Annotated in this window: 18 protein-coding genes and 1 pseudogene; 13 read left to right on the top strand and 6 right to left on the bottom strand. The window is 73.2% G+C overall.

Going from position 1 to position 25888, the window contains the following annotated elements:
- Positions 1 to 2 precede the first annotated feature (2 nt).
- The 5 genes from ABZ079_RS02230 (at position 3) to ABZ079_RS02210 (ending at position 10575) form a co-directional block, all read left to right on the top strand.
- Positions 3 to 2051, top strand: coding sequence for a serine/threonine-protein kinase (locus ABZ079_RS02230; RefSeq protein WP_356937467.1), 2049 nt, complete (start codon positions 3 to 5; stop codon positions 2049 to 2051).
- 155 nt (positions 2052 to 2206) lie between these two features.
- Entirely contained in the window at positions 2207 to 4870 is a 2664-nt protein-coding gene (locus tag ABZ079_RS02225; protein ID WP_356937466.1) for a protein kinase, read from the top strand.
- 162 nt (positions 4871 to 5032) lie between these two features.
- Positions 5033 to 6835, top strand: a complete 1803-nt coding sequence (locus ABZ079_RS02220) for a serine/threonine-protein kinase (protein ID WP_356937465.1) — start codon at positions 5033 to 5035, stop codon at positions 6833 to 6835.
- 146 nt (positions 6836 to 6981) lie between these two features.
- Positions 6982 to 8775 carry a protein kinase gene (locus ABZ079_RS02215; protein WP_356937464.1) on the top strand — a complete coding sequence of 598 codons (1794 nt, stop codon included), beginning with the start codon at positions 6982 to 6984 and terminating at the stop codon, positions 8773 to 8775.
- Between the two features lie 87 nt (positions 8776 to 8862).
- Positions 8863 to 10575 (top strand): serine/threonine-protein kinase, encoded by a 1713-nt coding sequence (locus ABZ079_RS02210; protein ID WP_356937463.1) that lies wholly within the window; start codon positions 8863 to 8865, stop codon positions 10573 to 10575.
- On the opposite strand, the gene ABZ079_RS02205 is transcribed toward ABZ079_RS02210, so the two are convergent.
- Positions 10562 to 11473: an AraC family transcriptional regulator gene (locus ABZ079_RS02205; protein ID WP_356937462.1), complete on the bottom strand. Its 912-nt coding sequence runs from the start codon at positions 11471 to 11473 to the stop codon at positions 10562 to 10564. The two genes, ABZ079_RS02210 and ABZ079_RS02205, sit on opposite strands and share 14 nt — an antisense overlap.
- Before the next feature lie 145 nt (positions 11474 to 11618).
- Between ABZ079_RS02205 and ABZ079_RS02200 the strand changes: the two genes are divergently transcribed.
- The 4 genes from ABZ079_RS02200 to ABZ079_RS02185 all read left to right on the top strand — a co-directional run bounded on the left by ABZ079_RS02200 (position 11619) and on the right by ABZ079_RS02185 (position 17069).
- A complete protein-coding gene (locus tag ABZ079_RS02200; RefSeq protein ID WP_356937461.1) occupies positions 11619 to 12521 on the top strand; it encodes an MBL fold metallo-hydrolase in 903 nt (300 codons plus the stop codon).
- Between the two features lie 45 nt (positions 12522 to 12566).
- Entirely contained in the window at positions 12567 to 13472 is a 906-nt protein-coding gene (locus tag ABZ079_RS02195) for a serine/threonine-protein kinase (protein WP_356937460.1), read from the top strand.
- Between the two features lie 136 nt (positions 13473 to 13608).
- Positions 13609 to 15222, top strand: a complete 1614-nt coding sequence (locus ABZ079_RS02190) for a succinic semialdehyde dehydrogenase (protein WP_356937459.1) — start codon at positions 13609 to 13611, stop codon at positions 15220 to 15222.
- 41 nt (positions 15223 to 15263) lie between these two features.
- Positions 15264 to 17069, top strand: coding sequence for a GMC family oxidoreductase (locus ABZ079_RS02185; protein ID WP_356937457.1), 1806 nt, complete (start codon positions 15264 to 15266; stop codon positions 17067 to 17069).
- 597 nt (positions 17070 to 17666) lie between these two features.
- On the opposite strand, the gene ABZ079_RS02180 is transcribed toward ABZ079_RS02185, so the two are convergent.
- On the bottom strand, positions 17667 to 17924 hold the full coding sequence (locus ABZ079_RS02180; protein WP_356937456.1) for a chorismate mutase: 258 nt from the start codon (positions 17922 to 17924) through the stop codon (positions 17667 to 17669).
- A 380-nt stretch (positions 17925 to 18304) separates the two neighbouring features.
- Here ABZ079_RS02180 and guaA point away from each other — a divergent pair, with 380 nt between their 5' ends.
- The gene (guaA, locus tag ABZ079_RS02175) at positions 18305 to 19885 is read left to right on the top strand and encodes a glutamine-hydrolyzing GMP synthase (protein WP_356937455.1); all 1581 of its coding nucleotides are present in this window, start codon (positions 18305 to 18307) and stop codon (positions 19883 to 19885) included.
- Between the two features lie 13 nt (positions 19886 to 19898).
- On the opposite strand, the gene ABZ079_RS02170 is transcribed toward guaA, so the two are convergent.
- Entirely contained in the window at positions 19899 to 20360 is a 462-nt protein-coding gene (locus ABZ079_RS02170; RefSeq protein ID WP_356937454.1) for a pyridoxamine 5'-phosphate oxidase family protein, read from the bottom strand.
- 153 nt (positions 20361 to 20513) lie between these two features.
- On the opposite strand from ABZ079_RS02170, the gene ABZ079_RS02165 reads away from it, so the two are divergent.
- Positions 20514 to 21308, top strand: coding sequence for a class II aldolase/adducin family protein (locus ABZ079_RS02165; protein ID WP_356937453.1), 795 nt, complete (start codon positions 20514 to 20516; stop codon positions 21306 to 21308).
- Here the strand turns inward: ABZ079_RS02165 and ABZ079_RS02160 are convergent.
- Positions 21301 to 21586 (bottom strand): annotated as a pseudogene (locus ABZ079_RS02160) (Tat pathway signal sequence domain protein); the annotation flags it as partial. The gene ABZ079_RS02165 and the pseudogene ABZ079_RS02160 overlap by 8 nt on opposite strands.
- A 283-nt stretch (positions 21587 to 21869) precedes the next feature.
- Here ABZ079_RS02160 and ABZ079_RS02155 point away from each other — a divergent pair.
- Entirely contained in the window at positions 21870 to 23150 is a 1281-nt protein-coding gene (locus ABZ079_RS02155; protein ID WP_356937451.1) for a hypothetical protein, read from the top strand.
- 352 nt (positions 23151 to 23502) lie between these two features.
- Complete coding sequence (locus ABZ079_RS02150; RefSeq protein ID WP_356937450.1) at positions 23503 to 24036, top strand: DoxX family membrane protein; 534 nt, start codon at positions 23503 to 23505, stop codon at positions 24034 to 24036.
- Between the two features lie 75 nt (positions 24037 to 24111).
- On the opposite strand, the gene ABZ079_RS02145 is transcribed toward ABZ079_RS02150, so the two are convergent.
- Both ABZ079_RS02145 and ABZ079_RS02140 read right to left on the bottom strand, forming a co-directional pair.
- Entirely contained in the window at positions 24112 to 24312 is a 201-nt protein-coding gene (locus ABZ079_RS02145) for a hypothetical protein (RefSeq protein WP_356937449.1), read from the bottom strand.
- On the bottom strand, positions 24299 to 25765 hold the full coding sequence (locus tag ABZ079_RS02140; RefSeq protein WP_356937448.1) for a PspC domain-containing protein: 1467 nt from the start codon (positions 25763 to 25765) through the stop codon (positions 24299 to 24301). The genes ABZ079_RS02145 and ABZ079_RS02140 overlap by 14 nt, the downstream gene beginning before the upstream one ends.
- Positions 25766 to 25888: the final 123 nt, after the last annotated feature.

The raw sequence follows: 25888 nt of genomic DNA, 5'->3' as shown, positions 1-25888 counted from the left end.
GCATGTCGGAGGCGGAGCGGGCGGGAACATCTCGCCAGGAGACTCGTCAGGGCAAGAACGAGGGGCGTCTCCTCGCCGGGCGGTACCGGCTGGGAGACGTGCTGGGCCGCGGCGGCATGGGCACGGTCTGGCGCGCCGAGGACGAGACCCTGGGCCGGACGGTCGCCGTCAAGGAGTTGCGGTTCCCGTCGAACATCGACGAGGAGGAGAAGCGGCGCCTGATCACGCGCACCCTGCGCGAGGCCAAGGCGATCGCCCGGATCCGCAACAACAGCGCGGTGACGGTCTTCGACGTGGTCGACGAGGACGACCGGCCCTGGATCGTCATGGAGTTGGTGGAGGGCAAGTCCCTCGCCGAGGTCATCCGCGAGGACGGCCTGCTGGAGCCGAGGCGCGCCGCCGAGGTGGGACTCGCCATCCTCGACGTGCTGCGTTCCGCGCACCGCGAGGGCATCCTGCACCGGGACGTGAAGCCGTCCAACGTGCTCATCGCCGAGGACGGCCGGGTCGTGCTCACCGACTTCGGTATCGCGCAGGTGGAGGGTGACCCGTCCATCACCTCCACCGGCATGCTCGTCGGCGCCCCCTCCTACATCTCGCCCGAGCGCGCCCGCGGCCACAAGCCCGGTCCGGCGGCCGACCTGTGGTCGCTCGGCGGCCTGCTGTACGCGGCGGTCGAGGGTCTGCCGCCCTACGACAAGGGTTCGGCGATCGCCACGCTCACCGCGGTGATGACCGAACCCCTGGAGGAGCCCAAGAACGCGGGCCCGCTCCGGGACGTCATCTACGGCCTGCTCACCAAGGACCCGGCCCAGCGCCTCGACGACGCCGGGGCCCGGGCCATGCTCAACGCGGTGATCCACGCACCCGAGCCGGAGCCGATGGACGCCACGCGGGTGGTGCCGCTGCCGGCTCAGCCCGGTCCGCCCGAGGGCAAGCGGGGCGAGGAGGCCGCGGAGAAGCTGCGCGGCGCGCTGCGTTCGGTGCGCAAGGCGGCCGGGGCCGCCACCGCCGCGGCCACGGTGCGGGCGAAGGGCGGGAACGACACGCCCGCGCCGGGTGCCGGTGGTACGGCGGCCGCGGGCGGCGCGGTCGCCGGTGGAGCGCGGCCCTCCTCCTCCCGGCCGCTGGGCACCGGCCCCGCGGGGAGGCCGGCGGGTCCGGCCCAGGGTTCCGCGGCCGTGCCGGACTCCGCCACCGCCAAGACGAGTTCGGGCTGGCCTGTGGTGCCGCCGCCGGACCTCGACCTGCGACCGCGGCCGGTGCCGAGGGCGCCGCTGACCGACGTGGTGCCCAAGCGCACGCTGGTGATCATCGCCGTGGTGGTCGTCCTCGCCGTGCTCGGCACGGTGCTGGCCTTCGCCCTGAGCCGTGACGACGGCGACGGTGACAAGAACAGCGGGTCGGGGGCCGCGGCCTCTGCCACCGCGTCCACCAAGCAGGACAAGGGCGCCGGCGGCGCGGACGGCAAGGGCGGCGGTGCGCGGACGGACGGGGCGAACTCGTCTACCGCGAGCACTGGTTCGGGATCGGCCGGCACGACCGGCACCGGCCCCAGTGCGTCCGCCGACGGCTCCGGGTCGTCGCACGCGTCCGGCTCCAAGGCCGGCGGGAGCGCGCCGGTGGTCTCGACCCACAAGAGCGGCCAGGGCTACTCGATCGGGCTGCCCAAGGGATGGGCGTACAAGTCCTCCGACAGCGCCGGCGACCGCTACACCGGGCCCGAGGGGCAGAAGCTGCTCATCGGGTGGACCGGCTCGCCCAAGGACGACCCGGTGGCGGACTGGAAGACCCAGGAGCGTGGCATGGTCCGCCCCCAGTATCAGAGGATCCGCATCGAGAAGGTGGATTACCGCCGCTGGAACACCGCCGACTGGGAGTTCACCTACGTCGACGGCGGCACCGAGTACCGCAGCATCGACCGGGGATTCGTGGTGAACGGTCATCTCGGTTACGGGCTGATGTACACCGCGAAGGCCGCGAACTGGGGCAGCGGGCTGCGCAAGGACACCTGGAGGACGCTGACGAAGTCCTTCAAGCCCAAGTCGTAGGCGGTCGAAGCCGGTTCGACGCGTGAGAATCCGTCATCCGCTCAATGGGGGTTGCCTCCGGCACGTATCGTGAATGGTTGCGGACCGTACGCAGCCGGGTGCGTGTGCGAAACGGGACGTGAGGCGAACGGATGTGAGCGACCGGGGGAGGCAAAGTGGACGACTACGCGGGTCGGGTGCTCGCCGACCGCTACCGCCTGCCGTTGCCGCCGTCCGACGAGTACGAACTCACCGAGACCCGCGCCTTCGACACCTACAGCGGCCAGGAAGTACTCGTCCGGCAGGTGCCGTTGCCGGAGGTCGTCGAGGCCGAGGTGCTCGACGCGGAGGGACTGCCCGAGGGCTTCACCGCACGCGCCCGCGGGGCACGCCCGGCGCCGACGGCACGGAACGCCACCCGGCGGCCCGCCGACCCCGTGGTGCGGCGCGCCGTCGAGGCCGTGCAGGCGGCGGCCCGCATCCCCGACCATCCACGCCTGGACCAGGTCTTCGACGTCTTCGCCGAGGGCGGTTCGCTGTGGATCGTCAGCGAGTCGGTGGCCGCGCGTCCGCTGGCCGCGCTGCTCGCCGAGAAGCCGCTGACGCCGTACCGGGCGGCCGAGGTCGCCTCCGACGTGCTGATGGCGCTGCGGGTGCTGCACGCCCACGGCTGGGTCCACCGCAACATCACCTCCCGCACGGTGCTCGTCTGCGACGACGGCCGCGTGATGCTGACCGGCCTCGCGGTCGGCGCGGCGGAGGAGGCGCTGTGCGGATACGACCCGGTGCCGGTTCAGGAGGGCTTCGCGCAAGGGCCGGAGGGGACGCGGGGAGCCGGGGGAGGTCACGCCGGTGGCCCGGGGATGCCGGCGGCCGGCGGTCGCGGCCCGGGCGGCGCCTCCGGTTCCGGCGATCGCCCGGGCGGTGCGGTCGCCGGGGCGGGCGGTGTGCCGGGCGCCGACGCCGATCCCGAGGCCGCGCGCCGCGCCGCCATCCAGGCGAGGGCGGCCGGAGGGCTGCCGGTGCCGGAGGCGGACGCGGTTTCCGGCGGGACCGGGGCGTCCGGTCCGGCGGGCCCGCGTGCCCTGGAGAGCGGTGCGGACATCCGTGCCGCCCGGGCCGGAGCCATCGCCGCCTACCGCGCGGGTGCCCGCGCCGCCGCCCGGGTACAGGAGGCCCAGCAGAACGGGCGCGCCGCCCTGCCCGGCGTCCGGCCGCCCGCCGAGGACGGCACCGGTGCCGGCCGGGCCGGCGGTCCCGGGCCGTCGTCGTACCCCGCCGGGCCGGGTAGCGCGACGTCATCCGGCCGGACAGCCGGCCGGTACGGCGCGCCGTGGCACGGTGCCTCGCCGCGTACCGGGTCCGGCGGCACGCCCCCGGGCCCGGGCGACGGCGCACAGCGGGCGGGACGTGCCTCGGGGGACGCGCGGGCCGGGCAGGCGTCGGGGTCCGGCCGGCCGGGCGTCACCCCCGCCCCCCTCGACCACGCGCCCGGTGAGCAGGGCCCCGCCCCCGCTCCCCGGCCCCCTGCCCTGCCCGCGCAGGCAGCCGCCCGCTGGGACGAGATCGGCGCCGCAGGGGCCGTACGCCGGGGTCTCACCACCGCGCTGGCCGCCGAGCGGGCGCGGCAGGCGCGGATGACCGTCGTGGGCCCGGTGACCGAGCGGTGGGCGCCGGAGCAGGCCGGGCCCGTGCACGAGAACTGGCAGCTGGCGGCGCCGATCGGCCCGGCCACCGATCTGTGGGCGCTGGGCGCGCTGTTGTTCCGGGCGGTGCAGGGGCACGCGCCGTACCCGGAGGAGTCGACGGCCGAGCTGGTGCAGCTGGTGTGCGCCGAGCCGCCCGCGTTCGCCGAGGAGTGCGGACCACTGCGGCCGGTCGTGGAGTCGCTGCTGCGCCAGGACCCCACCGACCGGCTGGACTTCGAGGAACTGAGCGGCTGGCTGCGGTCGCTGGTGCGGTCCGCGCCCGAGCCGGACGCCGGCACCCATGTCGTCCCCGTCCCGCCCGCCGACCCGAGCCGGCTGCCGATCGTCCGGCGCCGGGGCGAGCTGGTGCGGCGGCGCCGCGCGGGACTGCCCGCGGCCCATCCGCACGGCCGGCACAAGCGGGCCCGGAGGGAGGGCGGTTCGCCGCGCAGCCTCGGCCGGATCCTGCTCCTGCTGATCCTGCTCCTGCTGGCCGGGGCGATCGCCTACGCGATGCTGTTCATGCCGAAGCAGAAGGACGGCGGCGCGGCCGGCGGCGACCGTACCGGCAGCGCCGGGCAGGCGGGCCCCGCACCCTCCCGGTCGGCGGAACCGTCGTCCGGGCGCAGCACGCCGGACGGCAGCCCCTCGGCGTCCACGCCCGCCACCGAGACGCAGACCGGCGGCGACCCCGCCGTCGCCGACGGCTTCACCCTGCGCAAGGACCCGGACGGTTTCCAGGTCGCCGTCGCCGAGGGCTGGGACCGCACCCCGAAGAACGGCAGCGGCCAGGTGGTCTACACGCGCGGGAAGTTCGAGCTGATCCTCGTACCCGGCCGGGACAGCGCCTCGGCCTACGGCAGCGATCCGATGGTCTACCAGCGGGACAAGGAGAGCGAGCTCCAGCCGTACCGGGACTCCAGCTGGGCCACCGCCACCGGTCTGAGAACCATCGAGGTGGGCGGACGGACCATGGCCGAGGGGCAGTTCACCTGGACCGACGGACAGGGGCGCGACCTGTTCGTGCGCAACATGGCGATCCTGCTGAACGGCCGGTACCACATCGTCCAGCTCCGTGGTCCGGAGGCCCAGCGGGACGAGGTGACGCGGCTGTACGAGCAAGCTACCGCGACGTACCGCTACACGGGTTGAGCGCGCTGTATACCGGTCGGGCGGCCCCGGATCCGGTTCCCGCCCGCGCGGGGAAGGGACAACCGTCACAGTGCTGTCACCTTGGTACCCCCCTGGTTCCCTGGGGGCAGGCCGGTCCTTAGTCTGACCCTGTCAAGAGCATTGCGGGGCAACGTGAATCAGATGCAGGGCCTGCTCATAGCGGGCCGCTACCGGCTCGCCGATTCCATCGGCAGCGGCGGCATGGGCAGGGTGTGGCGCGCCCACGACGAGGTGCTGCACCGGGCGGTCGCCATCAAGGAGTTGACCGCCGCGCTCTACGTCTCCGACGGCGACCAGGCCATTCTGCTCGCCCGCACCCGGGCCGAGGCGCGGGCCGCCGCGCGCATCAATCACTCCGCCGTCGTCACGGTGCACGACGTCCTCGAGCATGACAGCCGCCCGTGGATCGTGATGGAGCTGGTGGAGGGCCAGTCGCTGGCCGACGCGGTCAAGGAGCGGGGACGCGTCGAGCCGCGGGAGGCCGCGCGGATCGGTCTGTGGGTGCTGCGGGCGCTGCGCGCCGCGCACTCCGCCGGCGTGCTGCACCGGGACGTCAAGCCCGGCAACGTCCTCCTCGGCCGGGACGGCCGGGTCCTGCTCACCGACTTCGGCATCGCCCAGATCGAGGGCGACACCACCATCACCCGCACCGGAGAGGTCGTCGGCTCGGTCGACTACCTCGCTCCCGAGCGGGTGCGGGGCCACGACCCCGGCCCGTCCTCGGACCTGTGGGCGCTGGGCGCCACGCTGTACACGGCCGTCGAGGGCCGCTCGCCGTTCCGCCGCACCTCGCCGCTGGGCACCATGCAGGCGGTCGTCGAGGAGGAGGCGGACGAGCCGCGCCACGCCGGTCCGCTCGGACCGGTCATCGCCGCCCTGCTGCGCAAGGAACCGGCCCAGCGGCCGGGCGCGGAGGAGGCGGAACAGATGCTCGCCGAGGCGGCGGAGGGCCGCCGCCCGAACGCGGCGCAGGCCTTTGTCCCGACCCAGGGGGCGGGCGTGCGCACGGGCGGTGGCCACGGGCCGGGCACCTCCGGCTACGGGACGGGAACCTCGGGCACGGGCCACGGGGCGGGTAACTCCGGCTACGGATCGGGCACCTCGGGCTACGGCCCCGGCACAGCCGCGTCCGGCTACGGCTCCGGCACCTCGGCCCCCGGTTACGGCTCCGGTGCGGGGGCGGGCATGGGCCGTTCCACGACCGGTCCGACAGCCGTGGCGCCCACGCCCGGAGGACCCCCGGGCGGGGCACGCCCGGCCGCGGCCCGCCGCCCCCGGCGCCGGCTGCGCACGCTCGCGCTCGTCGTCGCCGTCGCGGCGGTGCTCGGCGGGGGCGCGGCGGTGGCCTTCCAGCGGTGGCACGGGATGGGGCAGGACAGCGGGACCAGCCGGGTGAGCGGTGGTTCGAGCCCGGCCCCCGAGCCTTCGGCAAGCGGCAGCGGCACGCCCGGCCAGGAGGGCACGATCCCCGCGGGCTGGGAATCCCACGAGGACCCGCTGGGCTTCAGCCTCTCCCTGCCCAAGGGCTGGAAGCGCAAGGTCTACGACATCCAGGGCGCCCTCAAGCAGGTCGACTACTCACCCGACAACGGCAAGCACTTCGTCCGCATCGCCATCGACGGCTCACCGGACTTCGTCGACGCCTACTCCCACCAGCAGGATCTGGAGCAGCAGCTGCAGCGGCTGCTCGACTACCGGCGCGTGACCCTGAAGGAGAACATCTACCGCGACCGCAAGGGCTCGCAGTGGGAGTACACCTGGACCGCGCTGAAGAAGGACCCGCCCTACGTCGCCGGGCCCCGGCACGCCATCGAGGAGACGTACTTCTCGCGGGCCGGAACCGAGTACGCGATCTACATGTCCTCGCCGGACGAGGACTGGGCGACGACCAGCAAGCAGTTCACGTGGGTACTGCGGAGCTGGCAGCAGCCGGACGCGGGCTGACCCGGCCGAAACGCCGGGAGCACCGGGACCGCCGCGACGCAAAGACGGTCGAAAACGCCGAGACGGCCGAAAATGGCAGGCTGCGCGGGCCGCTTGGCCGACCGGCGCCCCGGAGCGCATGGGTCCGGTGCGGCATGATGGGGCTCATGGGGACCGAGGACGCCGACTTCCGGGTGATCGCGGGCCGTTACCGTCTGGAGGCACGCATCGGGCGTGGCGGCATGGGCGTCGTATGGCGGGCGAGCGATCAGGTGCTGGGCCGCCGCGTGGCGGTCAAGGAGCTCCTCCCGGACGACTCGCTCCCGGACGACGACGCGCGCCGCCGCAGTGACCGCACCTTCCGCGAGGCCCGTGCGGTCGCCCAGCTGCGGCATCCGCACATCATCGTCGTGCACGACGTGGTGGAGCAGGACGAACGACCGTACCTCGTCATGGAACTGGTGGACGGCGGCTCGCTCGCCGACCGGATCGCCCGGCAGGGCCCGGTCGACGCCGCCGAAGCCGCGCGGATCGGCATCGCCCTGCTGAGCGCGGTGCACACCGCGCACGAGGCGGGGGTGCTGCACCGGGACATCAAGCCCGCGAACGTCCTGATCGAGGCCGGCACCGACCGGATCGTACTCACCGACTTCGGTATCGCGCAGGTCGCGGGCGCCACCACGCTCACCGAGACCGGGGCGTTCGTCGGCTCGCCCGAGTACACCGCGCCGGAGCGGATGTCCGGGCTGCGTACCGGGCCGGAGTCCGATCTGTGGTCGCTGGGCGCGCTGCTGTGCACGGTGCTCAGCGGCGAGTCGCCGTTCCGGCGTGACTCGCTGGGCGGCATCCTGCACGCCGTCGTCACCGACGAGATCCGGCCACCCGCGCAGGCCGAGCCGCTGCTGCCCGTCGTACGGGGTCTGCTGGAACGCGACCCCGACCGGCGGCTGGGCGCGGCGGACGCCGAACGGATGCTGCGGACCTATCTGGAGACGGGCCGGACACCGGCCGCGCCGGGCGGCACCGGTACGGCGGGCGCGCTCGGCAGCGCTCGCATCCCCCGGCTCGGCGGGGGCCGTACACCCAGAGCCGGGACCCTGGGAAGCCACACCTTCAGGACCGGGGTCTCCGGAAGCCGGCCGCCCAGGGCCACGGCGCCCCACACACCGACCCAGCAGGACGTCCCGGACAGCGGCCCGCTCCCGGTGGCCGAGTCCCGGCCGCCGGCGCAGTCCCCCGTCCGGCCGTCCCCGCGCGGGGTGCTGGTCGCGGCCCTGCTCGTCGCCGCGCTGGCCGGGGCCGGCGTGTCGGCCGCGGCGCTGCTGCTGCACCGCGACGGGGGCGGGGGCGGTGGCGCCCCGGGCGGTACCACGACCCCGGCACCACGGACCGGCACGAGCACGAGCGCGCCCCCGACCGCCACCACGCCACGCCCGACGTCCACCGGTGCCTCCCCGGCTCCCAGCGCGGCCCGCCCGGCAGGCACCGGCCCGGCCGGTGCCGACTCGCCCACGGCACCCTCGGGCTACCGCACCGCCCGGGACCCGGCGGGGTTCTCCCTCGCCGTGCCGGAGGACTTCGTCCGCAGCCCTCAGGGCGGACGTGTCTTCTACCTCTCGCCGTGGGAGACCTTCCGTCTCGGCATCAGGGTCGCCGCTCCCCAACCGGGAGGCCCCCGAGCCGTGATGGACCGCTCGGCCGCCACGGGGGCCTCCAGCAACCCCGGTTACCACGACGGCCGGGTCACGGTGACCACGCACGACGGACACCCCGCCGCGCTGTGGGAGTTCACCTGGGACGGTTACAGCGCCGGGGAGGGCCCTCGGCACACCTACGACCTGTGCTGGGAGGAGGCCGGGCGGATGTACGACGTGTGGGTGTCGGCGCCGGTGGGCCAGGTGCGGGAGGCGCGGGAGTACTTCGACGTGGCGGTCGACACCTTCTCCGTCCCGGGGGGCTGAGCGGCGTCCCGGTCGCTCGGTCACGGGTGTGTGACCGGTTCCGGTTCGCGGTGGCTTCAAGTGCCGTCGGCGCGATATGGATGATGCATGAGCAGTGACGGGGGAGTCGGTCACGCGACCGACGACACGACGAGTTTTGTTCTGCAACCGCCGCAGCCGCGGCCCCGGCCCGAAGCGGATCCGGTCCCGCGGCCGCACCCCGGCACCCACCCGGTCCCGCAGCCCCAGGCACCGCCGCACCCCACCGCGCAGTCTCAGCCCCAGCCGCGTCCGCAGCCGGAGGCCCACGCGGTGTCGGCCCCCGGGGTCGGCGCCCAGGAGCCGGGCGGCGGGCGGCTCATCGCGGGCCGTTACCGTCTGCTCGGCAAGCTGGGCCATGGCGGGATGGGCACCGTATGGCGGGCCAAGGACGAGATGGTGGACCGGGAGGTCGCCGTCAAGGAGCCCCGCGTACCGGAGCACCTTCCTGAGCGGGAACGCGCCAACGCCTTCGAGCGGATGCGCCGCGAGGCCCGCGCGGCGGCCCGGCTGGACCACCCGGCGGTGGTGAACGTGTACGACGTCGCGGTGGTCGACGGCCGGCCGTGGATCGTGATGGAGCTGGTGCACGGCCGCACCCTCGGTGACGCGCTGCAGGAGGGCACCCTGAGCGCGCGCGAGGCGGCCAGGATCGGCCTGGAAGTGCTCGGCGCGCTGGAGGCGGCGCACGCGGCGGGCGTCCTGCACCGGGACGTCAAGCCCGACAACGTCCTGCTCGGCCGGTACGACCGGGTGGTCCTGACGGATTTCGGGATCGCCCAGATCGAGGGCGACACACGGCTCACGGACACCGGTGGCTTCGTCGGCTCGCCCGAGTACATCGCGCCGGAACGGGTGCTGGGGCAGCGGCCCGGCCCGGCGAGCGACCTGTGGTCCCTGGGCGTGGTCCTCTACACGGCCACCGAGGGCGTCTCGCCGTTCCGCCGCAGCAACACCCCGGCGACCCTCCAGTCCGTCCTCAACGCCACCCCGGCCCCGCCCGCGTCCGCCTCGGGCGCGCTGGCCGAGGTCATCAACGGGCTGCTCCACAAGGACCCCGCGCACCGACCGCCCGCGGACCGGGTCCGCGCCCTGCTCGCGGAGGCGGTGAAGCCCCCGGCGCCCCCGGCGCCGGCCCAGGCCGCGCCCACGCCCACCCGCTCCCGCCGCCCGCGCCGTACGGCGTGGCTCGGCGCGGGCGCCGTGGTCGTCGCGGCGGTCGTGACGGCATACCTCGTCCTCGCCGACCCCTTCGCGGGCCCGCTCCCCGACGGCTGGGCGAAACGGCGGGAGACCAAACTGGGCGTCACCCTCGCCGTCCCCGCGGGCTACCACGCCGCCCGGCCGGAGAAGACCGACAGCGACAAGAACCGGGTGACGTACTGGGACTGGAGCGGCGGCATCTCGATCCGTCTGCACCTGTACCGGAAGTCGGAGGACGACCTGAACCGGATCAGGTCCAGCGCACGGTCCCAGATGTACGACGCCAACGAGAAGTTCAAGAGTCAGGGCGACTACGAACTCGGCATAGACAAAGCCACGAAGACGGTCCCGGACGCGGAGGCCACCTACCACGGCCGGCAGGCCGCCCAGAACACCGTCACCTACGCGACCAACGACCAGCGCGAACTCCCGCGCGAACTCCGGATCTTCTACTACCGCACCAAGTCCGGTGACATGTACGAGCTGGCCGTCGACTACCCGGCCAAGGGCGACTTCACCGCGCGCGGCCGGGCGGTGGCGAAGGCGGCGATCGCGAACCTGGACATCACGAAGCCCTGAGGTCGCGGTATCTGCCGGGGGTGATCCCGAACTCCCGGCTGAACGCGTGCGACAGCGCGTACGGGCTGCCGTACCCCGTCTCCCTGGCCACCGTCGCGAGCGGTGCGTCCGAGTCGCGCAACCGGGTCGCCGCCAGGGTCAGCCGCCACCAGGTCAGGTATGTCATCGGCGGACGGCCGACCAGGGAGGTGAAGCGGCGTGCGAGGGTCGCGCGGGAGACGCCCGCCGCGGCGGCCAGGCGGTCGGCCGTCCAGGGGGCCGCCGGGTCGGAGTGCAGGGCGCGCAGCGCGGCCGTCGTCACGGGGTCGTTCAGCACCGCCGGCCAGGCGCCCGTCTCCGCCTCGGCCATCCAGGCGCGGACCAGGTAGATCAGCAGGAGGTCCAGCAGGCTCGGCAGCGCCAGGCAGGCCCCCGGGCGGCGTTCGTCCAGCTCGCGGGCGAGCAGATCGACCGCCGTGCGCAGTTCGGGGTGGCCGCCGACCCGGTGGGGCAGATGGACCACCTGGGGCAGCTCCGCCATGAGCGGGTGCGTGCGGCTGCGGTCGAGACGGTACTTGCCGCACAGCAACTCGACCTCGGGGCCGGCTCCAGGAAACCGTACGCCGGTGTCCCGCACCTCCTCGAAGGGCACTGCCCGCCGCACCTGGGCCGCCCCCGCCGCCGCGTCCGCCAGGACGTGCCCCGCTCCGTGGGGGAGCAGCACCACGTCCCCCGGCCCCAGGGTCACCGGATCGCCGCCGCCGTCCGGCAGGAGCAGGCAGGCGCCGCTGAGGACGACATGGAAACCCGCACCCTCGTACGGCGGCAGCCGGACGCACCAATCGCCGCTCACCCGGAGCCGGTTGGAGGACGGGCTGCCCACGCGGACGGCGGAGATCGCGTCACTCACCACATCCATGAGACGGCAGCGTACGACGACAGCACAGGGGACGGCGACACAGGAGGCGACAGCGCGGGAGACGGCTGCGTTTGAGACGACTGCGTATTCGGTCGAGCCGAAGGAGCATTGGGTCGCTCACTCCGGGCTTCCTAGGGTCCTCGGTATGACTGATGACAACGTACAGAGCTTCATGATCGGCGACGTCGAGGTGTTCCGCGTGGTCGAGTGGCAGGGACCGTACGTGCCCGCCACCGCCCTCGTCCCGGACTGCGGCCCCGAGGTGTGGGACGCCCACGAGGCACAGCTCGTCCCCGACCACCGGGAGCCCGGCGGCGACCGTGCCGTGGTGACGCTCCAGACCTGGGTGGTGCGCGGCGGCGGGCGGACGGTCCTGGTCGACACCGGCGTCGGCAACGGGCGTGAGCGGCCCGGCAATCCGCTCTTCCACCGGCGGCAGGGGGACTTCCTGGAGCGTCTGGAGCGGATCGGGGTCCGTCCGCGCGACGTCGACGTCGTCGTCAACACCCACATACACGGCGACCACGTCGGCTGGAACACCGTGGACGCCGGCGGCGAGTGGGTGCCGGCCTTCCCCCACGCGCGGTACCTGATCCCCGCCCCCGACGACCACCACTTCGGCCCCGCGGGCGGATACGGCGGCGGGGCGCGTCCCGACGACCGGCTGATCTACGAGGACAGCATCGCGCCCGTGCACCGGGCCGGGCAGGCCGTGCTGTGGGAGGACGAGTACCGGATCGACGGGCACCTCGTCCTCGAGGCGGCGCCCGGTCACACCCCCGGCTCCGCCGTCCTGCGCGTCGAGTCCCGTGGTGAACACGCGGTGTTCGTCGGCGACCTCCTGCACAGCCCGGTGCAGATCCTGCGGCCCGAGTGCAGCAGCTGCTTCTGCTCCGATCCGCGCCAAGCGGCCGCCACCCGGCTGAGCGTGCTGGAACGGGCCGCCGAGGAGAGGACGTTGGTCGTCCCCGCCCACTTCGCCGGCGCCGGCGCCGTGGAGGTCCGCAAGGCGCGACGCGGCTTCACCCTGCACCGATGGGCCGCCTGACCGCCCGCTTCGACAACGGCGTGGTGTGCACGGTACTCATGTGACATGACTGGAGACGGCGAACGCCCGCCCGACGGACGTCTGATCGGCGGCCGCTACCGGCTGACCGGGCGCCTCGGTTCCGGCCCGGCCGGGACCGTCTGGCGCGCCCGTGACGAACAGGGACAGGCCCGTGTCGCCGTCAAGGAGCCGCTGCTACCCGGCGATCCGGCCGACGACGAGGAGAGCCGGCGCATCGCGCACCGCCTCTACCGGGAGGCCCGCACCGCCACCCGGGTGCGGCATCCCTCCGCCGTCACGGTCCACGACGTCGTCACCGAGGCGGGGATCCCGTGGATCGTCATGGAGTTGGTGGAGGGCGAGTCCCTGCACGAGGCCCTCCGGCGCGGGCCCCTTCCGCCCGCCGAGGCCGCGCGGGCCGGACTCGCCGTGCTCGGCGCCCTGCGCGCCGCCCACGCCGTCGGCATCGTGCACCGGGACGTCAAGCCGGCCAACGTCCTGCTGGAATCCGGCACCGGGCGGGTCGTCCTCACGGACTTCGGGATCGGTGACGGGCACGCGGAGGACGCGCCCGCCGGGTTCGTGGCCCCGGAGCGGGCGGCGGGGCCCGGCGCCGGGCCGGCCTCCGACCTGTGGTCCCTCGGCGCGCTGGTCCGCGCCGCCCTGGGGGACGCGGACCCCGGCTCGCTCGGTCCGCTGCTGGACCGGCTGCACGCGGACGAGCCCGAGGCACGGCCCGGCGCGGAGGAGGTCGACGCGGCACTGCGCGCGTACCTGGGCCTGCCGCCGGAGCGGGAGCGGGAGCCGGAGCCGGGCACGCCGGCGGAGCCGGAGCCGGAGGAGCGGCCCGTGACCGCGGCACCCGCCCCCGGCCCGCCCGCCGGGGCGCGCCGCCGCACCCCTCTCACCGCTCTTGGCCTGCTCCTCGCGAAAAAACCCGGAACCGAATGATCGTCGTGCTCGCCGGCGCGTCAACGCCCTGATCAGCACATTCGCTGCCAGTGATCACTGGCAGTGTGCGAGCGGTCGGTGAATGACCGTTACCGACGGGTACACAAAGCCTCCGTACCGGCATACCCTGCGCGTCATGACGGACACGCAGGCCCTGGACATCGCCGGTACCAACCCCCTCGCGCCCGCCCCCGCAGGCGTCCGCACCGCCGCCGACGTGGTCACCCCGGAACTGGTGGCCCAGCTCACCAAGGGCGTCGTCGGTTCCGGCCGTACCGCCAACCACACCCCGTTCACCGGCGAGAAGCTGGCGGATCTGCCCGAGTCCACCCCCGAGGACGTGCGGCGGGCCTTCGAGGCGGCCCGTGCCGCGCAGGCCGTGTGGGCGAAGATCCCGGTCCGGCAGCGGGCCGCCGTCCTGCTCCGCTTCCACGACCTGCTGCTGGAGCGGCAGGCCGAGGTCCTCGACCTCGTGCAGCTCGAGACCGGCAAGGCCCGGCTGCACGCGCACGAGGAGGTGCTGGCCGTCGCCGTCGCCGCCCGCCACTACGGCCGCCGGGCCGCCGCCTACCTGCGCCCGAAGCGCCACGCCGGTGCCGTGCCGGCCCTCACCAAGACCCTCGAACTGCGCCATCCGCGCGGGGTCGTGGGCCAGATCGCCCCCTGGAACTACCCGTTGGAGCTGTCCGTCGGCGACGCGCTGCCCGCCTTCGCCGCCGGCAACGCGGTGGTGATGAAGCCGGACACGGAGACCTGTCTCACCGCCCTGTGGGCCCGCGACCTGCTCATCGAGGCCGGGCTGCCCGAGGGCGTCTTCCAGGTCGTCCTCGGCGAGGGCCCGGTCGTCGGCCCGGAGCTGGTCAAGCACGCCGACTACGTCTCGTTCACCGGATCCACCCGCACCGGCCGCGAGGTCGCCCAGGGCGCCGCCGCCCGCCTGATCGGCGTCTCCCTCGAACTCGGCGGCAAGAACGCCATGCTGGTCCTGGACGACGCCGACATCGAGAGGGCCGCCGCCGGCGCCGTCCGCGCCTGCTTCTCCTCGGCGGGCCAGCTCTGCATCTCCATCGAGCGGCTGTACGTCCACGAGTCGGTCGCCGACGCCTTCCTGGAGCGGTTCGCCGCCCGCACCAGGGCCATGCGACTCGGCCGCTCCCTCGCCTACGGCGCCGACATGGGCTCGCTGATCGGGGAACGCCAGCTCGAGACCGTCGAACGCCATGTCCAGGAGGCCGTCGCCAAAGGCGCGAAGGTGATCACGGGCGGCACGGCCCGCCCCGACATCGGCCCCTACTTCTTCGAGCCCACCATTCTCGACGGCGTCGAGGACTCCATGGCCGTGTGCGAGGAGGAGACCTTCGGCCCGGTCGTCTCGATCTACCGCTTCACGAGCGAGGACGAAGCCGTAGAGCGCGCCAACGCCACGCCGTACGGCCTGAACGCGTCCGTGTGGACGAGGAACGCCCGCCGCGGCCTGGACATCGCCTCCCGCCTGCGCACCGGAACGGTCAACGTCAACGAGGGCTACGCGCCCGCCTACGGCAGCGCCCAGTCCCCGATGGGCGGCATGAAGGACTCCGGCCTCGGCCGCCGCCACGGCTCCGAGGGCATCCTCAAGTACACCGAGGCCCAGACGGTGGCCCAGCAGCGCCTGCTGCCGATGGCACCCTCGCTGGGCATGGACGACGAGAAGTACGCCGCCTTGATGAACCGCAGTCTCCGCCTGATGAAGGCGTTCCGGTTCCGTTAGCCAACCCGCCCAGCCAGCCCCGTTCTCAACGAGGAGAGCACGTGTCGCAGGAGAAGTCCGTCCAGACCCGGGACGAGGACGGGTACGACTACGACGTCATCGTCGTCGGATCGGGGTTCGGCGGCTCGGTGTCCGCCCTCCGCCTCACCGAAAAAGGATACAAGGTCGGCGTACTCGAGGCCGGCCGCCGCTTCACGCGCGCCGGCCTCCCGAAGAACTCGTGGGACCTGAAGAACTATCTCTGGGCCCCCCGGCTCGGCATGTTCGGCATCCAGCGCATCCATCTGCTGGGCAATGTGATGGTGCTGGCCGGCGCGGGCGTCGGCGGCGGTTCGCTCAACTACGCCAACACCCTCTACGTACCGCCGAAGGCCTTCTTCGAGGACCCGCAGTGGAAGGACATCACCGACTGGCAGGAGGAGCTGAAGCCGTACTACGACCAGGCCCAGCGCATGCTCGGCGTACGGCTCAACCCGACCATGACCCCCTCCGACGTGCACCTGAAGGCGGCGGCACAGCGGATGGGCGTCGGCGACACCTTCCACCTCGCGCCGGTCGGCGTGTTCTTCGGCGACGGCAAGGACGCCGACGGGTCGGCGAAGGCGAAGCCGGGTGAGCAGGTCGCGGACCCGTACTTCGGCGGTGCGGGTCCCGCGCGGAACGCGTGCACCGAATGCGGCGAGTGCATGACCGGATGCCGGCACGGCGCGAAGAACACCCTCAACGAGAACTACCTGTACCTCGCCGAGAAGGCGGGCGCGGTGGTCCACCCCATGACGACGGTCGTGTCCGTCACGGACGACTCGCGCGGCGGGTACGCGGTGGCGACCCTGCCGACGGACCGGAGGAAGACGGGCAAGGGCCGGATCCTCACCGCGCGCAAGGTCGTCCTCGCGGCCGGCACCTACGGCACCCAGACCCTGCTGCACCGCATGAAGGCGGGCCGCCAGCTGCCGTACCTGTCGAACCGGCTGGGCGATCTGACCCGCACCAACTCCGAGGCGCTGGTCGGCGCGCAGACCGACGACCGCCGCTACCGCAAGGCGACCGGCGAGCCGAAGGCCGACTTCACGCGGGGCGTCGCCATCACGTCCTCGATCCACCCCGACGAGAACACCCACATCGAGCCCGTCCGCTACGGCAAGGGCTCCAACTCCATGGGTGGCCTGTCGACCCTCCAGGTGCCGTACGCCGAGGGCTCCTCCCGGGTGCTGGCCTGGCTGGCGAACGCGGCCCGGCACCCCCTGCTGGTCGCCCGCTCCCTCTCCAACCGGCGCTGGTCGGAGCGGACCATCATCGCCCTGGTGATGCAGTCGCTGGACAACTCCCTGACGACGTACCTGAAGCCCGGCGGCCTCGGCAAGGGCCTGCTGACCGCGCGGCAGGGACACGGTTCCCCCAATCCCAAGCAGATCAAGGCCGGCACGGAGGCCGCCTCCGCGCTCGCCGCCGAGATCAACGGCTTCGCCGGCAGCAACCTCGGCGAGCTGATGGGGACCCCCCTCACCGCGCACTTCCTCGGCGGATGCCCGATCGGTGGCTCCCCGGAGACCGGCGTGATCGACCCGTACCACCGGCTGTACGGCCACCCCGGCATCTCGGTGGTGGACGGCGCGGCGGTCTCGGCGAACCTGGGCGTGAACCCCTCGCTGACGATCACCGCGCAGGCCGAGCGGGCGATGTCCTTCTGGCCGAACAAGGGCGAGGAGGACCCGCGCCCGGCGCCGGGCGCGGCGTACGAGCGGCTGAAGCCGGTGGAACCGCGGACCCCCGTGGTTCCGGTGGAGGCGTTCGGAGCGCTGCGGCTGCCGTTCCTCGGGATGCCGGCGGTGCCGCCGAAGAAGTAGCCCGCCGAAGAAGGCACAGAGGGACCTGCATCCCCCTCCGAAGGCAGGTCCCTCTCACCGCTTTTCTTGATTCGGCAGGTTTGATCAGCGAAGAGCTCGAAGGGTTGCCCCGGCCGCACCGGTTCTTCGTGTGGGCTGGGTCACATCACGGCCGGCATGGCGAAGGGCCCCGCGGGACGGAGACGTCGCGGGGCCCTTCTCTTGTGCCTCGTGGCGGATGGTCCGGCCTCTGGCGGTCGGCCGGTGCACCCCATGCCGGTCGCGCCGGGACGTGGGACCGGTGCGCGTCGTGCTGGATGAACGGGTCATCCGTAGCGGTGTCACCTGGCACTGGTGCACATGTGCGTTTTTCCGCCGGCCGGCCCCGGGCGTCCCCGGAGCCGACCGTTCTCCTGGGTGACCGGGCTGCTGTCCCCTGCCGTCCGGTCACTTCCCTGGAGCGAGGTCCCACGGCGTACGGCACGACCCGTGCGCCTCATCGCTCCAGCAAGCCACGCGTGGTTCTTCCGGGCCCGCCCCTGGCTGGCGCGGACACCTCCCTCAACGAAGCGGTACGTGAGCCGGTCACGCGCCGTACGGGTGAGAGCGGGACCGAACTCAGATGCGACCCCGGCACAGCTCCAGCAGGGTCATGGCGAGGGAGGTGCCGGGCCTGCCGAGGGCGTCACGGTAGCGGCCGAGGATCTCCATCTCGCGGGACAGGTTCACCCGCCGGCCGCCGGAGGCGATCCGGGTCTGCTGGACGACGGCGGAGACGGCCATCCGTTCCTGGATGAGGCCGATGATCCGGTCGTCGAGCGCGTCGATGCGCTCCCGGGCGTCGGTGATGGTCGCTTCCGGGGTGGTGGTGGTCACGTCGGGGCTCCTCGATCGGGAAGGTGGACTGGATGCCCTGGAACGACAGAACCCGGAAAACGACAGGCGCCCCGGGCCTTGTCGGCCCGGGGCGCCTGGGAAGTCGCTTGGCGTTTCGCTCAAGCAGCACGACCATGGCAGCCGGCGGGCCGGATGCCATAGGTAAAGAAGCGAGTCGTCTGCGTGAGCACGGGGTCAGTATGCCACGGCACGTCTCCGCCCCACCGGGCCGGGCCGTCCCGCTTTCCGTCATACCGAGTCCGGTGGCGGGGGCGCGGCCGGGGGTGGGGGCGGAGCCACCGGTGACGGGAGCCGTCCCACCGCCACCCCCGTTAGAATCGATGACACAGACCCCCGCCCAAACCGCCGGAAGGCACCCCGTGTCATCAGCGACTCAGTCTGCCGCCGCCCCCGACACCGTCCTGGTCGTCGACTTCGGCGCGCAGTACGCCCAGCTCATCGCCCGTCGCGTCCGCGAGGCGCGGGTCTACAGCGAGATCGTGCCGAGCACCATGCCGGTCCAGGAGATGCTCGCCAAGAACCCCGCGGCGATCATCCTCTCCGGAGGCCCCTCGTCCGTGTACGAGGAGGGCGCCCCCACCCTCGACCGCGAGATCTTCGAGTCCGGCGTCCCCGTCTTCGGCATGTGCTACGGCTTCCAGCTGATGGCGCAGACCCTCGGCGGCACCGTCGACAACACCGGCGCCCGCGAGTACGGCCGTACCGACCTGCACGTCTCCAGGAACTCCTCCACCCTCTTCGAGGGCACCCCGGACGAGCAGCACGTGTGGATGTCGCACGGCGACGCCTGCTCCGCCGCTCCCGAGGGCTTCTCGGTCACCGCGTCCACCGACGTGGTCCCGGTCGCCGCGTTCGAGAACGACGCGAAGAAGCTCTACGGCGTCCAGTACCACCCCGAGGTCATGCACTCCACGCACGGCCAGCAGGTGCTGGAGCACTTCCTGTACCGCGGTGCCGGCCTGCAGCCGAACTGGACCACCGGCAACGTGATCGAGGAGCAGGTCGCCGCGATCCGCGAGCTGGTCGGTGACAAGCGCGCGATCTGCGGTCTGTCCGGCGGTGTCGACTCCGCCGTCGCGGCCGCCCTCGTCCAGAAGGCCATCGGCTCCCAGCTGACCTGCGTCTACGTGGACCACGGCCTGATGCGCAAGGGCGAGACCGAGCAGGTCGAGAAGGACTTCGTCGCGGCCACCGGCGTACAGCTGAAGGTGGTCGACGCCGAGGAGCGCTTCCTCACCGCCCTCAAGGGCGTCTCCGACCCCGAGGAGAAGCGCAAGATCATCGGCCGTGAGTTCATCCGCGTCTTCGAGCAGGCGCAGGCCGAGATCATCGCCGACGAGGGTCCGGCGGTGGAGTTCCTGGTGCAGGGCACCCTGTACCCGGACGTCGTCGAGTCCGGCGGCGGCGCCGGCACCGCCAACATCAAGTCGCATCACAACGTCGGCGGCCTGCCCGAGGACCTCGAGTTCAAGCTGATCGAGCCGCTGCGCAAGCTGTTCAAGGACGAGGTACGCATGGTCGGCCAGGAGCTGGGCCTGCCGGAGGAGATCGTCCAGCGTCAGCCGTTCCCGGGCCCGGGCCTCGGTATCCGCATCGTCGGCGAGGTCACCAAGGAGCGCCTGGACCTGCTGCGCGACGCCGACGCCATCGCCCGCGAGGAGCTGAGCGCGGCCGGCCTGGACCGCGACATCTGGCAGTGCCCGGTGGTCCTGCTCGCGGACGTCCGCTCGGTCGGCGTCCAGGGTGACGGCCGCACCTACGGCCACCCGATCGTCCTGCGCCCGGTCTCCTCGGAGGACGCCATGACCGCCGACTGGTCGCGGCTGCCGTACGACGTCCTCGCGAAGATCTCGACCCGGATCACCAACGAGGTCCGGGACGTCAACCGGGTCGTGCTCGACGTGACGTCGAAGCCGCCGGGCACCATCGAGTGGGAGTGAGCCCTTCCGGGGCTCAGGTCCGGCGGAGGGTACGCACCGGCTCCCCGGGTTTCCAGACCTGGACGACCAGGTACTTCTCGTCCTCGACGTAGGTCCGCACGACCTCCGTCAGCTCGGTGCGGAAGAGGTGGAACGGCTGCGGCGGTTCCACCTCTTCGACGTACGCCCCCTTCACGGCCGTATCGACGACCTCGCACGCCCGTCCGCTGATCCGGACATCCCCACGGCCCATGTCCGCGCCCGGATTGGCCTGGAGCGCGAAACGCGGGTCGCGGAGCAGATCGTGGGCCTTGAGGGAGTCCGGCATCATGCCGAGCCACAGCTCTCCGCCGAGGAAGCGGACCTCCAGGCCGGTCGTGCGCGGGGAGCCGTCCTTGCGCAGGGTCGCGAGGACGTGGTGCCGGTAGGCGCCGAAACGCTCCTCGGCGAGCGTCGCCAGTTCGGGTGCGGCGGTGGTGAAAGCTGCCCAGTTCATGCACGCCAGTCTCGCCGGTAATCCAGACAGCCTCTGTCGTGTATCCGCTGGGCCGGGGCATCTTCACCAACGGCTCCGCCCTTGTGCTCTGCCGTTTTCCGCCGGCCGGCGGTAACTTCCGGCCCGTACCGCAATCACCACGCTGGAGGACCTATGCACGGGCCCACCCCGCCCCTGCCGCTGCCCACCGGCCAGCTGCAGTTCGCCATGCCGCCGATGCACGACTCGGTCGAGGACGAACGCCGACACCGCAAGGAGCGGCTCGCCGGCGCCCTGCGGGTCTTCGGGCGCAGCGGCTTCGAGGACGGGGTGTCCGGGAACATCACCGTCCGCGATCCCGAATTCACCGACTGCTTCTGGGTCAACCCGTTCGGGATGCCGTTCCGGCACATCACCGTCAGCGACCTCGTCCTGGCCAACCAGGACGGGCAGGTCGTCGAGGGCCGCTACCACGTCAACCAGGCCGCGTTCACCGTGCACGCCCAGGTCCACGCAGCCCGCCCGGACGTCGTCGCCGTCGCCCACTGCCACACCGTGCACGGCCGCGCCCTCGCGGCGCTCGGCGAGCTGATCGACCCCATCACCCAGGAGAGCTGCGCCTTCTACGAGGACGTGGCGCTCTACGACGCCTACACCGGCGTCACCGTCGACGCAGGCGAGGGCCGCCGGATCGCGAACGCCCTCGGCTCCCGCAAGGCGCTCGTGCTGCGCAACCACGGGCTGCTGACCGTCGGTGACTCCGTGGACGCGGCCGCCTGGTGGTTCCTGTCCCTGGAGCGGTCCTGTCAGGTGCAGCTCATGGCCCGTGCGGCCGGTCGTCCGGTGCTCATCGACCACAAACTGGCCGTCGCCACCCGCGAACAGCTCGGCGGCGACCTGGTGGCCTGGATCAACTACCAGCCGCTGTGGCAGGACATCAGCCGCAGCGAACCCGATCTGCTCAGCTGAAGGCATTGAGCACGGCCTCCTTGGTCAGCGTGAACTCCTCGTCCGTGAGCACCCCGTCCCGGTGCAGCTCGCCCGGCTCCCGCAACCGCCGCAGCAGTACGTCGTGGGGGTGGACCTGCGCCGGTACGACGGCGCGTCGCCGGCCCCGGTCGTCGTACGTGCCGCCCGGTGCGGGTGGAGGGATGCGGCAGCCGGGCGGTGACGGCCGCCGCGACCAGCGCGGTCAGCAGGTCGCGCCGCACGCTGCCCCACAGGTCCAGGGCGCAGGGGTCCCGCGGGCGGCAGCTTGGGAAACACCGTCTCCGGGGAGTGATCCGGATCGTGCTGCCGTCGAAGGCCCGGGTCCCGTCCCGCTGGATGATCCCGGCCATGGGGGAGTCTCGTAGCCGGGTCAACACGGTGGCCCCGGCTTCACCCGCGGTGATCCGGCCCGGCGCCCCCTCGAAGGGCCTCGGGTAGGGCACAATTCGCTTTTGTCACAGGGGAGTTGCGTGGCTCCGGCGCGCCCGTCGCGGGTGTCGGCGCCGTGCCGGAAGGTCGTGGGGAAGGCGGGCGTCGGGCGTGGCGGTGCAGGAAGCGAGAGGGGGCACGGGCCCCGAGCGGGTCCACGAGGGCGGCTGCACCTGCGGGGACGGTCCGCCCGGCGCCCGGGAGGGGCACCGGCGGGCCGTCGCCGCCTTCCTGCGCCGGCGCGACGACTTCGCGGCCGGGCAGGGCCTGCCGGCCGCGGTGGCGCACTCGCCCTCGGCGTCCCGTCAGTGGGTCTCCGAGGAGCTGACCCAGCGCGCGGAGGCGGTCGCCGAACGCGGCCGTGCGGAGGGCGAGGCATGGCTCGCGCGGCTATGGCTGCCGACGGTGTGCGTGGTGTGGGGCGCGGTCGCCGTCCTGCTGCTCATCGAAGCGCTCACCGCGATCGGCCCGGGCTGGACCGATGCCCGCACCGCGGCCCTGCTCGCCGCGCTGGTCGTCGCCGGTGCGCTGACCGCCGCCTGCCGGCTCCACCGGGCGCGCGGCGGGGCACTCGCGCCGGTGATCGGCGAGGACAACCGGATGTCCACCTCCCGTACGGTGGCCGCCTGCTGGGTGCTGTTCGTCGTCTACGCGATCCTGCTGCTGGCCACCCGGCTGGTCGCCGCCTCCGGCCACACCGAACGCGACGCGCTGATCTCGGGGCTCGACCTCGCGCGCGGCGCGGGCGTGGTGACCGTCCTCTGCGCGGTGTGCGGCATCGCCGTCCTGGTCCGGCGGGTGGTGGGCCTGCGCATCCTCGCCCAGCGGCTGCAGAAGGTGCCGGCCCACCGGCCGCGCGCCGCCGACCTGCTCACCGACGACTCCGGCCGGGGCACCTTCGCCGACATCCAGTACGTCACCATCAGCGCCGTCGCCCTGCTGTTCGCCGCCGTGCGGCTCGCCCGCCGTCCCGACCAACTGCCCGACCTGCCCTGGGGCCTCGGCGTGATCGTGCTGACCTCGGCCGCGACCTACCTGGCCGGCAAGTACGCCGAGGGCGGCCGCCCGGCCATCCTCTCCGTGGTCCGCGCCCGCGAACCCGGCGACCTGGACGGGCCGATCCGCACCGGCGACGACATCGAGATCCGCGGCACCGGCTTCGTCCCGCCCGGTGCGCACGGTGCCGACCGGCTCTCGCGTATGGTCGTCCGCATCGGCGCGGTCGACGTCCACGTGCCGCTCGTCCCCGTCGCGGGCGGCTTCCGCAACCCGACGGACACCGTCCTGACCGTGCCCGTACCGGCCGATGTCGAGCCCGGCTCGGTGGGGGTGCAGGTGGTGACCGCGGCCGGGGTGGCCACCAACCGGTGCATCATCGAGGTGACGGAGTGAACGACCGGCGAGACGGGGGAGCGCCGAACCGGTAGCGAGCGCGTTCCTGCCGGTGACACCGACCGATCCGCACCTCCTCCCGTCGACCGGGCGAACCCGATGGGCACCCGCTGCCCGCACGGCGACGGCTCCCTCGACCGTGAGGCGTGAGCGTCGAAAGCCGGATCCTCGGCCACCCGGTGGGTCGAATCCCGTCCCCCATCCGCCCCCGCCGTCCGCGCCAAGGGCCCAGCCCTCCGCGCCAAGGGCCGAAATCCGGAAAATCGTCCTGGACGGGATTGAGCGGACCCACCTCGTCATACGTATGGTCAGGGTGGGGGACGGCAAGGCGGGCGAGAGGCGGCAGGCAGCGATGACCCACGGCATTCGGACGGACACACCCACCCCCGGGCTCGACGGCCACCGCGGCCTGCGGGACACCGCCGCCCACTACGCCCTGCTGCCGCTGCGTATCTTCCTCGGGGTCACCTTCGTCTACGCCGGCCTGGACAAGCTCACGGACAGCGCCTTCATGCAGTCCGGAGGCGCCGGATCGATCGGCGACACCCTGCGCGCGGCACGTGACTCCGCCGCCATCCCGGCCCTGATCGACCTGGCTCTCAAGAGCCCCGTCGGCTTCGGCTACGCCATCGCCCTCGGTGAGCTGGCCGTCGGTATCGGCACCCTGCTCGGTCTGCTCGGCCGGCTGGCCGCGCTCGGCGGCGCGCTGATCTCGCTCAGTCTGTGGCTGACGGTCAGCTGGGCGACGGCCCCCTACTACTACGGCAACGACCTCGCCTACCTGATGGCCTGGCTGCCCCTGGTCCTCGCCGGCGCCCCCTGTCTCTCCCTGGACGCGGCCTGGCGCGCACGGCGCCGACAGCAGCTCGGTGGCTACGGCTACTGAACCCCCCAGCCACCGAGGGCGGCGCCGAGCGTCAGGTGAACGTCGCCGCCTTCCCCACCGGGTTCAGTAGCCGCCCTAGGAGCCGCCCCGGCCGCGTATCCGGCGGGTCAGGGCGGCCGTGACGCCGGACAGGCACAGGCCACCCACGACCAGCGGGACGACCACGAACCACGGCGTCTCCCACAGGCCGCCCGCGTCCCCGGCGTAGACGGCACCGGTGGCGGTCAGGAAGAGCCCGGCGACCAGCTTCCCGGGCTGGAACTCATGACGCAGCACGGCTGACCTCCACCTGTCCCGCACCGACCCCGAGCGTGAGGTCCAGCGTGCCGGAGTCCCCACCGCCCTCGGCCGGCGCCAGCGTCACGTCCTTGTGCCTGCCCGGCTGCACATCCACGTCCTTCCTGTCGTCCCCGGGCAACCGGATGTCGCCCACTCCCACGTCGATGCTCATCCGCACGGTCGCGTCCGCCGGCACGACCACCTTCAGTTGTCCCGCGCCCACATGGGCGTTCGTGGCGACCTTCTCTCCCCTGGCCGGACGCACCAGGGTCAGGTCCAGCGTGCCCCGGCCGGTGCCGAGCTCGTATGTGGACCGCACCTGTGCCGTCGCGGCGGGCTTCCAGGACGTGTCCCGCCAGTGCGTGGTGATGTCCTTCGGCAGAGCCGACGCCCCCGCCAGCAGTGCCGCCGTGACGATCGCCAGGAACACCGTCCCGGCTCCCGTACGGCCCAGGAACGCGCTGACCGCGACGCCCAGGCCGAGGACCGTCAGCGCGCAGGCCAGGCCGGTCTGCAGGCTGGTGCCCAGCGGGTGCGTCTCCCAGGTCAGCCCGGTGCCCAGGCCGCCCGCGAGCAGGGCGAGCAGGCACAGCCGGCCACCGATCCAGCGCGGGACTCGTGGTGCAGGAGGCACGGCGGCGTGCGGCGGCCGTATGCGGCCGTGGTGGGTCCAGGGGGTGGCGACGGCGACGTCGAGGCCCGGGACGAGGTCCCGCTCACGGGCGTCGCCGGGACCCCACAGATAGCCCGTGCCACCGACATGGGTGCCGTCCTTGACGATGGGGTCCCGCCACCAGGACGGGTAGAAGGTGACGACGGGCGGCGCCTGGGCCTCCGGCGGGGCGTCGGCGGCGGCCTGCGCCGCGAGCGGATCGGAGTCGGAGGCGCCACGGCGGCGCGACCAGTACCCGGCGCCCGCCAGCAGCAGGGAGAGCACCACGGCGAAGGTCAGCACCCCGCCGTTCCCCAGCATGGTCAGGAAGATTCCGCAGCCGACCAGCGCGAACAGCACGGCGGCCAGCGCCTGGCCGTCGACCCGGCCGGTGAGCAGTTTGCGGACCTCGTTCTCCTCGTCGTCCCCGTACGGCACCAGGAGCCAGGCGAAGCCGTAGAAGATGAGGCCGATGCCGCCGGTCGCCGACAGCACGGCCAGGGTGATGCGGAAGATCACCGGGTCCAGGTCGGTCTGCCTGCCGAGACCCGCGCACACGCCCGCGATCATCTTGTGCCGGCGGTCGCGCCGGAACCGGGCGGGGGCCTCGGCGGTGTCGTGCCGTTGCTCCTGCTCCTGCTCCCGCCCCGGGTCGGGGGTGCCGGCGCGGGTGTCCGTACCGGCCGCCCCCGTCATCTCCGTCGCGGCGGGCGCGGCATCCGTCGGTCCGGCGCCCGTGGCCGGGCGCGGGCCGGTGCCGGGTCCCGGACCCGTCGCGGCGTGCTCGTGATCCGTCATGCGTCCATGGTGACGGCCCGGTCGCCGCGACGGCAGTCGGGCCGACCCTGGGCGAACCCTGAAATCGTCCCTGAGTACGGGGCGGGAAGCGTTCGAGCGGCAGCGGATCGACTGGTCCGGCGC

Source organism: Streptomyces sp. NPDC006314 (genome assembly GCF_040613075.1).
Lineage (GTDB): Bacteria > Actinomycetota > Actinomycetes > Streptomycetales > Streptomycetaceae > Streptomyces.
This window is presented reverse-complemented; position numbering and strand designations above follow the sequence as displayed.